This window comes from Paenibacillus sp. WLX1005 (assembly GCF_046603685.1).
Classification (GTDB): Bacteria; Bacillota; Bacilli; order Paenibacillales; family Paenibacillaceae; genus Saccharibacillus.
Genome location: NZ_CP176756.1, coordinates 2,127,445 through 2,141,988, shown reverse-complemented (window position 1 = coordinate 2,141,988; position 14,544 = coordinate 2,127,445). Strand labels below are relative to the sequence as shown.

The 14,544-nt window shown below is 47.4% G+C and carries 10 protein-coding genes; all 10 read right to left on the bottom strand.

Annotated features, from left to right (window positions below):
- Positions 1 to 65: 65 nt before the first annotated feature.
- The 10 genes from ACE3MZ_RS09335 to ACE3MZ_RS09290 all read right to left on the bottom strand — a co-directional run bounded on the left by ACE3MZ_RS09335 (position 66) and on the right by ACE3MZ_RS09290 (position 14,502).
- Positions 66 to 1,748: a ribonuclease J gene (locus ACE3MZ_RS09335; protein WP_411346162.1), complete on the bottom strand. Its 1,683-nt coding sequence runs from the start codon at positions 1,746 to 1,748 to the stop codon at positions 66 to 68.
- Positions 1,749 to 2,490: 742 nt separating this feature from the next.
- Positions 2,491 to 4,887 (bottom strand): phosphoketolase, encoded by a 2,397-nt coding sequence (locus ACE3MZ_RS09330; RefSeq protein WP_411346161.1) that lies wholly within the window; start codon positions 4,885 to 4,887, stop codon positions 2,491 to 2,493.
- A gap of 366 nt (positions 4,888 to 5,253) precedes the next feature.
- On the bottom strand, positions 5,254 to 6,129 hold the full coding sequence (gene dapA, locus ACE3MZ_RS09325; protein ID WP_411346160.1) for a 4-hydroxy-tetrahydrodipicolinate synthase: 876 nt from the start codon (positions 6,127 to 6,129) through the stop codon (positions 5,254 to 5,256).
- Between the two features lie 48 nt (positions 6,130 to 6,177).
- Positions 6,178 to 7,419: an aspartate kinase gene (gene dapG / locus ACE3MZ_RS09320; protein ID WP_411346159.1), complete on the bottom strand. Its 1,242-nt coding sequence runs from the start codon at positions 7,417 to 7,419 to the stop codon at positions 6,178 to 6,180.
- A gap of 14 nt (positions 7,420 to 7,433) precedes the next feature.
- The gene (locus tag ACE3MZ_RS09315) at positions 7,434 to 8,483 is read right to left on the bottom strand and encodes an aspartate-semialdehyde dehydrogenase (protein WP_411346158.1); all 1,050 of its coding nucleotides are present in this window, start codon (positions 8,481 to 8,483) and stop codon (positions 7,434 to 7,436) included.
- Positions 8,484 to 8,739: 256 nt separating this feature from the next.
- Complete coding sequence (gene dut, locus ACE3MZ_RS09310) at positions 8,740 to 9,198, bottom strand: dUTP diphosphatase (protein ID WP_411346157.1); 459 nt, start codon at positions 9,196 to 9,198, stop codon at positions 8,740 to 8,742.
- Positions 9,188 to 10,441 carry a M16 family metallopeptidase gene (locus tag ACE3MZ_RS09305; RefSeq protein WP_411346156.1) on the bottom strand — a complete coding sequence of 418 codons (1,254 nt, stop codon included), beginning with the start codon at positions 10,439 to 10,441 and terminating at the stop codon, positions 9,188 to 9,190. The genes dut and ACE3MZ_RS09305 overlap by 11 nt, the downstream gene beginning before the upstream one ends.
- A 419-nt stretch (positions 10,442 to 10,860) precedes the next feature.
- Complete coding sequence (gene pnp / locus ACE3MZ_RS09300) at positions 10,861 to 12,969, bottom strand: polyribonucleotide nucleotidyltransferase (RefSeq protein WP_411346155.1); 2,109 nt, start codon at positions 12,967 to 12,969, stop codon at positions 10,861 to 10,863.
- Between the two features lie 174 nt (positions 12,970 to 13,143).
- On the bottom strand, positions 13,144 to 13,413 hold the full coding sequence (rpsO, locus tag ACE3MZ_RS09295; protein ID WP_367056550.1) for a 30S ribosomal protein S15: 270 nt from the start codon (positions 13,411 to 13,413) through the stop codon (positions 13,144 to 13,146).
- A 150-nt stretch (positions 13,414 to 13,563) separates the two neighbouring features.
- Positions 13,564 to 14,502, bottom strand: coding sequence for a bifunctional riboflavin kinase/FAD synthetase (locus ACE3MZ_RS09290; RefSeq protein ID WP_411346154.1), 939 nt, complete (start codon positions 14,500 to 14,502; stop codon positions 13,564 to 13,566).
- Positions 14,503 to 14,544 lie beyond the last annotated feature (42 nt).

The following is a 14,544-nucleotide window of genomic DNA, read 5'->3' as shown; positions in this document are numbered from 1 at the left end:
TACCATGCGGAGAAGCAGGGGCGACTGGTTGCCCTTACTTTTTATACAAAAAGCACATAACGTGCTTATACTTCCATAATGATCGGCAAGATCATCGGTCTGCGACGTGTCTGCTCATACAGGAAACGTCCAAGCGAGTCTTTGACGCTAGTTTTCAGCGAAGCCCACTCATTGACATTTTCACTCATCAGACGTTGCAATGTGCTTGTCACGATACGGTTTGCTTCATCCAGCAGACCTTCGGATTCACGCACATAGACAAAACCGCGAGAGATGATGTCCGGACCAGATACGATCTGGCCATTTTGCTTGCTCAGGGTTACGACAACAACCATAATACCGTCTTGAGACAGCAGTTTGCGGTCACGCAGTACGATGTTACCTACATCACCAACACCCAGACCGTCAATCAGTACGTTACCGGAAGTGACTTTACCGGCTTTGCGTGCAGCGCCGTTGACGATTTCGACTGTATCTCCGATATCTACGATAAAGATGTTGTTCGGATCTACGCCTGTTGCTTCACCCAGCATCGCATGTCTGCGTTGCATCCGGTATTCACCGTGAATCGGAATGAAGTATTTCGGTTTCATCAGGTTCAGCATCAGTTTCAGTTCTTCTTGAGAACCGTGACCGGATACGTGTACGCCAGGGTTTGCACCGCTGTAGTATACGTTAGCGCCGAGACGGAACAGTTCGTCGATCGTACGACCGATGTATTTCTCGTTACCCGGTACTGGAGTTGCTGCGATGATAACACTATCACCTGGCAGAATATCCACTTTGCGGTGTGTAGAGCGTGCCATGCGCGTCAATGCAGACATTGGCTCGCCTTGGCTACCGGTCGACAGGATAACGACACGGTCCGCAGACATTTTGTTCACTTCTTCTGGCTCGATCAGCATACCATCTGGAATATCCAGATAACCCAGATCGCTAGCAATCCCTACTACGTTGACCATACTGCGACCGATAACAGTGATCTTACGACCTGTTGCAGCAGCTGCGTTAACAACTTGTTGGATACGGTGAACGTTGGATGCAAATGTTGCTACGACTACGCGTTGCGTCGCTTTGCGGAAGATATCTTCCATCACGATACCAACGGTTTTCTCGGAAGGTGTATAACCTGGGCGATCCGCATTCGTACTGTCAGATAACAGAGCCAGTACGCCTTTGGCACCGATCTCAGCCATACGTTGCAGGTTGGCAAATTCATTGTTGACCGGTGTGTGGTCAAATTTGAAGTCACCTGTGTGAACAACGTTTCCTTCCGGGGTAGCCAGGCAAACACCTACGGAATCGGGAATACTGTGATTGGTTCGGAAAAATGTTGCTGTAATCGTGTTACCCAGTTTCACTTCGGAATCTTCGTGAATGATGATTCGTTTCGTTTCGCCGAGCAGATTTGCTTCTTTTAGCTTGTTCTCTACCAGACCCATAGTCAGGCGAGTACCATAGATTGGCACATTCAGATGTTTCAGAACGTAAGGCAGGCCGCCGATGTGGTCTTCATGGCCGTGTGTCAGCAGAATGCCGCGTACTTTATCGCGATTTTCTGTCAGGTAAGAGATATCTGGAATGACCATATCGATCCCCAGCATATCTTCCTCAGGGAACTTGAGTCCTGAGTCTACAACGACAATGTCATTACCGTATTGGATGACATACATGTTTTTACCAATTTCACCGACGCCGCCCAAAGCAAAGATCGTCAGTTTTTCGTTATTTGTGTTTTTTTTAGACAATGGAACTATACCTCCTATGATGTTGGACGCCGTTATAATATTTATAAACAAAAAACAATTGTGTTCTACAATAACATGGCAATAATTCACAAAATCAACTGCAAATGTTGGCTATAACAATACAAACCGGTCCTGTACCAGTTAAAGTATGCAAGAAACCACCATCCGGAAATTTCATATTCTTGCATCGTTTACGAATGTCACGAACACTCTGCCTGACAAAGAATTCTACTCGTAAACTTGTATTACTTTTTTATACCGCACCCAGTCACTTGAGAATATTATACATGATAAAAAAACAAAAAAACAAGTCATGTTTGAAACGCGCGGCAACATAAGCAATAAACCCCTTTCATAGCAAGGAAAACCGGTTATGTACAAACGCTATCAGTTGCCTGTAATTACGCCTTCGATTACGAAAGCAACAGATAAATCATGATCATTTTGCAATTATATGTATAAATATTCATTCTAATGAATACTAATCGTCAACGTTTAGCTCATCGTCTCTGCTTATAGGTATATTGGATTGTTATGCCTTGCATCCGATTCTGTTGGTAGCACATCCATGCTTAATACCCGAATAACTTGCTTTTTAAACGTCATAGACAAGCGCTGCTTCAATCTCGATGTACCGAATGGATCTTCATTAGCATCCATTCGGTTTCTTGTACACGCTCTGACGCAGGCCCATCTTCCAATGGAACCGTGACAATTCCGTTTGGAACCGTGGAAATGCTATTTATTGCAATCCAGACCAGCGCCACTGCTCTACTTCCGGCAGATCGGTGCCTTCCGAGCGAATATATTGATGATGTTTCTCTAACAAATCGTCCATGTTCTGAATGATCTCTGTATGATCGTGAGAAGCTGGCAAACTGCGCAACGCGGCTTTTACCAGACTGAAGCGGTCAAGTTCATTACGCACTCTCATATCAAACGGCGTTGTAATGTCACCATTCTCTCGATACCCATGAATATGAATATTGCGGTTAGGATGGTCGAAGAACAGATCACGAATCAATCCCTCATACCCGTGAAATGCGAACAGAACCGGTGTATCTTTTGTAAAGTAAGATAAACATTCTTGCTCAGACAACCCGCGCGGATCACGATCTTGTATTCGCAAACGCAGCAGATCAACGACACTTACAAAACGGATACGCAAATTCGGCAAACGCTCATGCAAAATGGACACTGCCGCCAGCGCTTCGGTCATCGGCTCTGTACCCGCAGCGGCAATTACAAGATCCGGCTCGGCATCGTGTGCTGAACTCGTACTTGCCCACGGCACGATACTCATTCCACGTTCTACTAATTCAGCTGCCTCTGTTGGCGTGAACCATTGCAGACGTGGATGCTTGGACGAGATGATCAGATTGATCTTGCCGCGATCATTGGCGACTTTTTCAAATACAGCTAGCAATGTATTGGCATCCGCAGGCAAATATTCGCGCACTAGATCATGTCGTTTATCTGCCAGATGTCCTAGAATACCAGGGTCCTGATGCGTATACCCGTTATGATCCTGCTGAAAAACAGTTGACGATGCGATGAGATTGAGCGATGGAATGTCTGCACGCCAATCCAGTACGCTAGACTTGCGCAACCATTTGAAATGCTGCGTAATCATCGAATCTACAATCCGCAAAAAGGACTCATAACTCGCGAAAAATCCATGTCGACCACTTAGCAAATATCCTTCCAGCATCCCTTCTGCTTGATGCTCGGACAGCTGCGAATCAATCACAAAGCCGTCATGCGCCATATGCTCATCGGTTTGTTCATCAATCGGCGCCATCCAGCGGCGATCAGTCACCTCAAATACAGACGTTAACCGATTGGACATCGTTTCATCAGGGCCGAAAATGCGAAAATGTCGGTCTTCCTTGTTCAGGGCAATCAGATCACGTACATACTGCCCCAAAATCTCCATATCCTGCGCCAGTTCTGTTCCCGGCTTGGATAAAGATAGCTGATGTTCAGCAAGCAATGGCAATTGTAAATCTTTGGTCAGTTGACCGCCATTGGTCACTGGATTCATACTCATGCGCTTTTGTCCCTGTGGCAAAATCTCTTCCAACTCAGCACGCAATCGTCCCTGCTCATCAAAGCATTCTTCCGGGCGATAACTGTGCATCCATTCCGTCAATGCAGATGCATACTGCATATGTTCACGATCCGCAGGTAACGGCACTTGGTGTGCACGGAACGAGCCTTCAATCACTTTGCCATCCCATTCCTTCGGCCCTGTCCAACCTTTGGGACTGCGGAAAATAAGCAGTGGCCAACGTGGACGTTTGAGAGCCCCATTGTGACGAGCGCTTTGCTGAATATGCTGAATCCGCTCTACGATATGATCCAGCGCTCCAGCCATCGCCGGGTGCATCTGCTGCGGATCATCCCCCTCTACAAAGATCGGTTCCCAGCCCATTCCTGTAAAATAGGCATGTAACTCCTCATCATTTTGACGTGCCAGAATTGTCGGATTGCTGATCTTGAAGCCATTCAAATGCAAGATAGGCAACACTGCCCCATCTGTCACCGGATTTATAAAACGATTGGAAAACCACGAAGCTGCCAGCGGACCAGTCTCTGCTTCCCCATCGCCAATCACTACAGCAGCAATCAGGTCTGGATTGTCGAGTATCGTTCCAACCGCATGAGATAACGAATATCCCAATTCACCACCTTCATGAATCGAACCAGGTGTTTCTGGAGCAGCATGCGAAGCAACTCCACCCGGAAATGAGAACTGCCGGAACAAGCGCTGCATACCCTGCTCATCGCAAGTAATATCTGGATATATCTCGGTATAACTACCTTCCAGATACGCATTAGACACCATCACCTGACCACCATGTCCAGGGCCTTCGATATAAAACATATTCAGATCATATTTATTAATAATTCGGTTCAGATGCGTATAGATAAAATTTTGTCCCGGCACGGTTCCCCAATGCCCGATTGGATGAATTTTCAGATCATTTGCTTGTAAAGGTCGTCTCAGCAGCGGGTTGTCTTTCAGATAAATCTGCCCGACTGACAAATAATTAGCAGCCCGCCAGCAGGCGTTCATTTTCTCCAAATAAGCAGGTGATGAGTAATCAACAGGTACAGTTTGCGGTTTCATGGACATTCACTCCTCAGATTATGATGAATTTCTCCACTGCTGCATGCCGATCTGTCTATTGATTACGACATGCGCTCTCGCCTCTTCTTACCCGTTATGTACGACTGCTTACCGAATATGCGCTAGATAAAATAAAAAGCACAGTCCGCAAATAGGACTGTGCTTGCATAAGCGTTATTCATATGTCTGCGTATACAAATAAAATGGAATGTGAAAACAGATTATGTACAGAATATACGAATTGTATAGCATACATTATTATGCAGCTAATAACGCTTTGCCGCAATGCTTCGATACAGTGTATTCCTATACATCATTATGCACCAGCTATTCAGCCAGTTGTACACATGCTTCACAATTCATGCTTCGTATTTACAGCAGAGCTTCAATAAATTTTTTCTGCGCATCTGATGGTGGCAGTAGTGGCAGACGCACATCACCATTGCCGTAACCACGTATAGAAAGCGCATATTTGACCGCAGATGGGTTTGGCAACGGATCAGGACAGGCGAACAACCCTTTGAACAATGGCAGCAGTTTTTGATTGATACGCGCCGCTTGTTCCACATTGCCGTTTACATATTGGTTGATCATATCAGACATTTTCTGACCGACCACATGACTTGCTACGCTAATAATACCGTACGCACCTACTGTTACCGCAGCAAAGCCTGTAGCATCCTCACCGGAATAGATGCGGAAGCCTTCCGGCGCACCAGCGGCAATCTCAGTCACCTGATCGATTGATGCACACTCTTTGGTTGCGACGATATTGCTGATTTGTGCCAGCTTGATCGTCGTTTCCGCAGACATACATGTTACTGTACGTCCAGGTACATTGTATACGATGATCGGCAATTCGGTTGCTGCTGCAATCGCTTTGAAATGCTCGTACAAACCTGCCTGATTCGGCTTGTTGTAATAGGGCACGACCAGTAGTAGCCCATCCACCCCGAGCTTAGAAGCCTCGCGGGTGAGATGGATGGAATGCTTCGTATTGTTGCTGCCTGTACCAGCGATAATTTTACACCTGCCGGCGGCATGTTTGACGGAGAAGCGGAACATTTCCAGTTTCTCCTCGTCAGTTAGCGTTGGTGATTCACCAGTCGTTCCGCAGATGACAAGAGATTCGGACTTTTGCTCTTCAATCAGATAGTCAATTAAACGGGCTGTGGCATCCCAGTCGATCTCGTCCTGATCGGTAAAGGGAGTCACCATTGCCGTAATTAGTCTTCCAAAGTCTACCAATGTTTTTCCTCCTTCAATACGGGATGCTTCCCGCAGAAATTGGGCAGATTATAGGTGCAGTTCAAACTGGTTGTGGAGGGCACGGACTGCCTGTACCATATCTTCCTTCTTCACCAGCACCCAGATAGTTGTATTGGAATCGGCAGACTGCAAAATAGGAATGCCTTGTCCGGTCAATGCAGCGACAATACGCGCCATAATGCCCGGTACACCGTTGATGCCGCCACCAACGACAGACACTTTTGCACATCCAGATACGCTGCTCGGTTGCAGCCCCATATCGCGAAGCAACTCCATTGCTCGTTCTGCTTCATGATCCAATACCGTATAGACCGCCCCGTAAGGCGTTACGTTAATAAAATCGACGCTGATGCGGTTTTCGGCCATCGACTGGAATACTTTAAGCTGGAGGTTTTCCACACCATCCTGCTGATTAACTGTAATCTGCGTTACATTGTTCATGTAGGTAATACCGGTAACAAAGCGGTCAATAACTCCACCTGGCGAATCGACGAATTGCTCCGGCTGAGTCACCAATGTGCCTTCGCTTTCGGCAAAAGTGGAACGAACACGGACGGGCACTTGTGCCTGCATCGCAATCTCAACAGCACGTGGATGAATAACTTTTGCGCCCTGATGCGCCATATTGCAAATCTCAGCATAGCTCACATAAGCAAGTGGCTTAGCATCCTCGACAATACGTGGATCAGCGGTCAGAATGCCTTCAACATCAGTATAGATATCAACCATACCTGCATGCAGAGCTGCACCTAGCGCCGTTGCTGACGTATCGCTACCTCCGCGTCCGAGTGTGGTCAGATCGCCATTTTCAGTTTGTCCCTGAAAGCCGGTTACGATCACAACTTTGCCTTCTTCTAGTTCTTGCAATACACGCTCTGGACGAATCGCCAGAATACGGGCATTACCAAAATTATTATCGGTAATAAACCCTGCCTGTGCACCGGTTAGCGCGACAGCCGGAATGCCTTCTGCATGCAGCATACCGCTCAGATTGACGGCGGAAATGATCTCTCCACAGCCCATCAACAGATCGCGTTCACGGGCGGATGGTACACTGCCGTTGCGGGCAGTGCTATCCAGTAATGTATCGGTAGCGTAAGGGTCGCCGCTGCGTCCCATTGCGGATACCACAACAACGAGCTTGACCTGCCGGGCAAGCTCGCGTTTGATATGCCGCAGCACATGCTCTCGCGCCTCAGGGGTAGAGAGCGATGTGCCGCCAAATTTTTGTACGAGTATGTTTGATGTTTTTTGTAATAAGGTCGTCATGACCATAGCCTCCGTTAGCTGCTGACTGCTGCTGTTTTTGCGGCAATGATCTCGGCGATTTGAACCGCATTCCAGGCTGCACCTTTGAGCAGATTATCGGATACGATCCACATGTTCAGTCCACGGGAATCGCCCAGATCGCGACGCAGACGGCCTACGAATACATCGTTTTTGCCGGCTGCATCCGTTGCAAGTGGATAGGCTTGATTCGCCGGATCATCCACCAGCGTTATGCCCGGTGCAGATTGAAGAAGCTGTTTTACTTCGTCCAGATCAAAGTCCTGTTTCAATTCAACGTATACGGACTCCGAGTGTCCATATACAACCGGGATACGTACGCATGTAGTAGTGACTTTGATCTCGTCATCTTCCATGATTTTCTTCGTTTCCCGAACCATTTTCATTTCTTCTAATGTATAACCGTTGTCCTGAAATTTATCGATTTGCGGAATCGCGTTAAAAGCGATCTGATGCTTCACCGGCAGCGAGCCGACCGGCAAAATGTCCGGTTGTACTTCTTCGCCTGCTAGGGCAGATTGGCTTTGACGTTTCAATTCTTCAATCGCCTGGTTACCCGCACCGGATACCGCCTGATACGTCGAGGCGATGATGCGTTCAATACCATAACGATCATACAGTGGCTTCAGAGCAGCAACCATCTGAATGGTGGAACAGTTGGGATTCGCGATAATGCCCTTGTGATCGGCGATACGATCAGCATTGACTTCCGGTACAATCAGTGGCGTATCCGGGTCCATACGATAAGCGTTCGTATTGTCGATACAGACAGCACCATGACGAACGGCGTGCGGAGCCAGCGCCTTACTGATATCACCACCAGCACTGAAGAGCGCGATATCTACACCGGCAAAACTATCCGGCGTTGCTTCCTCTACCGTCACTTCCTGACCTTTGAACAGCACCTTTTTGCCAGCCGAGCGCGCGGAAGACAGAAGCTTCAGCGTTTTCACCGGAAAATCGCGTTCCTCCAGCAATCTTACAATCTGTTGTCCTACTGCTCCTGTCGCTCCAACGACAGCCACATTAAAGAATTGATTAGACATCTAGCATCTCTCTCCCCTTCGATTTTGCAGGGCATCTGTACAAAGACTGAAACGGCGGTCGGTTACGACCACCGCAGACCCTGACCGCCCGGCGAATAGTGCCGGAAATAAATTTCAGTATCCTGCAATAATTGTAGAAATGATATCATTCCCTGTAATATCTTTCAACTGTTTTGCAGAAAAGTTTTAAAGCATTGACGCTTTGCCGATGATGAGGCGGCTTATTCCATCCTGTTGCATCAACACGTGTATTGTATTATTTGGTGCCAGTATGACCGAATCCGCCAGCGCCGCGTACCGTTTCTGACAGCTCTTGAACCTGAATCAGATTCGTTTCCGGTACGATCTGGAATACCATCTGCGCAATACGTTCGCCGCGTGTAATCACGAACGGCTCTTGACCATGGTTGATCAGCAATACTTTGATCTCGCCACGATAATCCGCATCAATCGTACCCGGTGTGTTGAGCGAAGTGATGCCGTGTTTGAACGCCAGACCGCTACGTGGACGAATTTGTGCTTCCAGTCCGCCTGGCATCGCCAGCGCTAGACCCGTTGGCACTAGTGTACGTTCGCCCGGTTGCAGTGTTATTGGTGTCTCAACCGCTGCGTACAGGTCGTAGCCGGAAGCTTGTTCAGACATTTTGCGCGGTAGCTCCAGACCTTCGTGATTCGCAAGAGTCATAATTTCAATGTTAAAGGTATTAGTGGACAAGTTCATCTCTCCTTACATGTGCAATGCTTTTATCTGATGAGCCGACCATTGCCAGCGCATACGGCTGCGCAAACATATCGTCGATCACTGAACGGATATCCTCCATCTGAACTTCTTCGATGTAGCGGATCGTCTCATCGATCGTATCGTGTTCACGCAGCATAATCTCGTTTTTGCCTAGGCGATTCATCACACTGCTCGTGCTCTCCAATCCAAGGATCAGACTGCCTTTGAGCTGCTGTTTCCCCTGCTCCAATTCATATTCGGTCAGACCGTTCACCTTCAGATCGTGCAGCAGGTTATGGGTCAGCTCGAATACATCCTGTGTCTGCTTCGGCGCTGTACCTGCATAGATCGTAAACAGACCGCTATCTGCATGAGCCGTGTAGTAGGAATAGACGGAATAAGCCAGACCGCGCTTTTCCCGAATTTCTTGAAATAAACGCGAACTCATACCGCCACCCAGTGCATTGTTGAGCAGCACCATGGCATAGTACCTTGGATCATCTATTTTACCACCCGGGAAGTTGAGGCAGATATGATTTTGTTCCGTTTTCTTTTTGTGAAACGCAACTTCGCCTTTGAATGTCGGTGCGGTCAACTGCTGCTCGCTACCATGAATATCAAAACCGCCAAAATACTTTTCTAGCAGTGGTACAACGCTATCGTCAATATGACCAGCGATGCTGATTACGGTATTCTCAATCGTATAGCGATCTTTCATAAATAATCGCAACTGATCTGGTCCCATTGGTGCGAGACGCTCAGCTGTACCGAGAATAGGATACGCAAGCGGATGGTTGCCATACGAAGCAACGGTGATCAGATCATGCACTAGATCATCCGGGTCATCCTCGTACATCGAAATTTCTTCAAGAATAACATTTTTCTCGCGTGCAAGTTCATCAGCGTCCAGCAGCGAATTGAAAAACATATCCGATAAAATATCCAGTGCGATCTCCAGATGCTCATCCAGCACTTTGGCATAAAAGCATGTATATTCTTTACTTGTAAAGGCGTTCACATTGCCGCCAATACCATCGAAGATTTCAGCGATTTTTTTGGCATCAAAGCGCTTGGTACCTTTGAACATCATATGCTCAATAAAATGCGAAATCCCGTTCGTCACTAGACTTTCGTTACGGGAACCGGTTTTGATCCAAATTCCGAATGTGACAGAACGGAAAGTCGGCATTTTTTCCATAACGATCCGCAGACCATTATTCAATTGTATCCGTTCCATTGACTGGCCCCCTCTTTGATAAATGCATTCCTATCCTAACACAATATTCGCTTCTGCTCTACAGTTGCACTTTTTATTGCGAGCAGTGTATGTTTTGCAGCCTGCTACCCGATGTGGATGCTACATACGATCACTGCTTATATAGAAAGAAAATGTCATCCACTGCAAAAACTTGTTTTTATAATACAAAAAATTGATCATCTATTGCTGCGTTTCAGAGCTGTAGATTACGCCATTTTCACTACGATATTGTACAACAATGCAGCGTATCTCTCATTATACCAGATACTATCAAGCAACCAATGGGCATGAAAAAAAGAGTCAGAATCAGACTCTGGCTCTTTTGCTCATCATGCTATGAAGTTCAATCATACTCATGTCCTTCAAACCTGAATACAGGAATGAGGACATGAACATCATTAGGAGTTTGCTTTTTCGCCAGCTTCGGCAGTCAGCAGCACTTTGCGGGACAGATTGACGCGACCTTGACCATCGATCTCTGTGACTTTAACAGTGATCATATCGCCAATGGATACAACGTCTTCTACTTTCGCTACGCGCTCTGTAGACAGCTGAGAAATATGCACAAGACCGTCTTTCCCTGGAATCAGTTCTACGAATGCGCCAAATTTCTCGATTCGTTTTACTTTACCCAGATACGTTTCGCCAACCAGCACTTCACGTACAAGATCTTCGATCATTTTTTGTGCTTTTTGGATCATCGATTCATCGGAAGAACCAATGAATACGCGACCGTCTTGCTCGATATCGATTTTCACGCCGGTTTCATCAATGATTTTGTTGATGATTTTACCGCCGGGACCGATTACATCGCGGATTTTGTCCGGGTTGATGTTAATGATCACGATTTTCGGAGCATATTGAGACAGGCTTGTTCTCGGTTTGTCCATCAGGGCGTTCATTTTGCCGAGGATGTGCAGACGACCTTCGCGTGCTTGAGCCAACGCTTCAGACAGAATCAAACGATCGATACCGTTAATTTTGATATCCATTTGGATAGCTGTTACGCCTTCAGCTGTACCGGCTACTTTGAAGTCCATATCGCCGAGATGATCTTCCATACCTTGAATATCGCTCAGGATGGATACATGATCGCCATCTTTGATCAGACCCATAGCAATACCGGCTACCGGTGCTTTGATCGGTACACCTGCATCCATCATTGCCAGAATGCTGGCGCAGATACTTGCTTGGGAAGTCGAACCATTCGATTCCAGTACTTCAGAAACGACACGGATCGTGTACGGGAATTCCTTTTCCGAAGGGATAACTTTGGACATCGCGCGCTCGCCGAGTGCACCGTGACCGATTTCGCGACGACCCGGAGGACGCAACGGACGTGCTTCACCGACACTGAATGGCGGGAAGTTGTAATGATGCATAAAGCGTTTGGATTCTTCCGGTGCGATACCGTCCAGAATCTGTACATCACCAAGTGCACCCAGTGTACAAATACTGAGTACTTGTGTTTGTCCCCGTGTGAACAGACCGGAACCGTGCGTTCTTGGCAGCAGTTTCGCATCGCATTCGATTGGACGAATTTCTTCGAGTTTACGTCCATCTGGACGTACTTTATCATGGGTGATCAGACGGCGCACTTCTTCTTTTACAATATCGTGCAGCACTTCTTTGACATCATCCATATATTCAGGCGTTTCCGCATATTGTTGTTCAAAATGAGCAACCGCATCGTTGTTCACTACATCGATTGCATCTTGACGTGCTTGCTTCTCGGCAATTTTCAGCGCGTCTACGAGACGTGCTTCAGCAAATGCACGAACAGCACTGTTCACATCACTGTTTACAGTATGCAATTTTACAGCCATTTTCGGCTTGCCAGCACTTTGTACCAGTTGCTCGATAATGGTGATAATGTTCTGAATTTCGGCATGACCAAACATGATCGCTTCCAGCATGATATCTTCCGGCAGCTCATTTGCTTCCGCTTCTACCATCATGATCGCATCACGTGTACCCGCAACAACGAGGTACATTTCGCTTACTTCTTGCTGGGCAATCGTTGGATTAATTACGAATTCGCCATCAACGCGACCGACAGCTACACCACCGATTGGACCATCAAACGGTACATCGGAGATGCTCAGTGCAGCAGATGTACCGATCATCGCAGCAATTTGCGGTTCACAGTCCTGCTCCACACTCATAACATAGTTGGCAACCTGTACATCATTCCGGAAACCTTCCGGGAACAATGGACGGATCGGACGGTCAGTCAGACGGCTCGCCAGAATCGCTTTCTCGCTCGGTCTGCCTTCACGTTTAATAAATCCGCCGGGAATTTTACCTACGGCATACAGCTTTTCTTCGTAGTTTACGGTAAGAGGGAAAAAGTCCAGATCTTTCGGCTCAGAAGATGCCGTCACCGTACAGAGCACAGATGTATCGCCATAACGCACCATTACTGCTGCGTTTGCCTGCTTGGCCAAACGGCCAGTTTCCAGTACGAGGGTTCTGCCTCCGAGCTGCATTTCAACTCGCTGTTCCATGAAATTCCTCCTTTTTAGGTCATCCTACTATTCTATAATCAAGTCTCGATTCCCTTCCAGAAATCGAAACCGGAAAAATATGTGTACTTACAAAAAGCAACCCGGCCGCCGCCGTTGGCTCCGAAAAGACCATACGGCTGAACAACCAGGCTGCTTTGGAATTGCATTTTAGTTTTAGCGACGCAGACCGAGACGTTCGATCAGTGCGCTGTAACGTTTAACATCATTTTTCTTGATGTAAGCCAGAAGCTTACGACGTTGACCTACCATTTTCAACAGACCACGACGGGAATGATGATCCTTTTTGTGGCTGCGGAAATGATCCTGCAGGTTCAAGATGTTTTGCGTCAGGATAGCGACTTGTACCTCCGGTGATCCTGTATCGGACTCGTGAGTTCTGTACTCCTCGATCAGTTGTTGCTTACGCTCTTGAGTTAATGCCATCCTATTCACCTCCTTAAAATTTCATTAATAATCGCCATTGGCCTCGATATCGGCGGTGAGACCGAATAACCAAGCCAAGGTTATGTTGCTGATATCAGAAACAGCAACGTTGATCAGTATAACATACCGCGATTGCAAATAGCAATGCCGTTATAAAAGAATCTGACGGGCAGATTCTGCATCTCGGGAAATCTGCGCAACCAGCTCATCAATGGAGCCGAATTTGCGTTCATCACGAATATAATCGACCAATTCAACAGCTAATTGCTGACCGTACAGATCGCCCTGAAAGTCCAAAATATGCGCTTCAAAGCTTGGACGTGTCTCGCCGGTTTGGAACGTCGGTTTGAAGCCGATATTCATCACGCCTGCACGCCATGCTCCGTCCGCCATGACCCGCACTGCATACACACCCGGGCGAGGAACGACATATTTCTCATTTAGCTGCAAATTGGCTGTCGGGAATCCGATCGTACGACCGCGCTTGTCCCCGTCCACGACTTTACCGCGAAGCTGATACGGACGTCCGAGCAACAATGCTGCATGAGCAGCATCGCCTTCACGCAGTGCACGACGGATTGCGGAGCTGCTCACCTTGCTGTCTTCCAGTAAAAAGGCAGGAACCGTTTCTACAGACAGCGTATCCTGTCCTAGTTCCCGTAGCAGTTCCGGTGTACCGGCACCACGGTGACCAAAATGAAAATCAAAGCCAACAACAGCAGTTTGCACCTGCAACGGCACCAGCATTTGTTCATAGAACTGCTCTGGTGTCACGGCTGCAAATGCGCGATTGAACTCTGCTATATAAAGCGTATCGACACCCATGCTACGCAGAATTTCTTCTTTGATCGCAAGCGGAGTCAGATAGCCTTCATAATCGCCTTTGCCAAGCACTTCCTTCGGATTCGGGTTAAAAGTCATGACGGAAGCGGTAATGCCTAGACGCCGCGCCAGACGGATGCCATAATCGATAACGCTGGCATGTCCGAGATGAACACCGTCAAATTGACCGATGACCATCACCTGCGGGCCTGCTGCGTGCGGAATGCCGTCTTCCGGCCATGGATAAGCCAACCTTACTATATTCACTGTGATATCACCCGCATTTCTACAAATGAATGTGTTTACTCA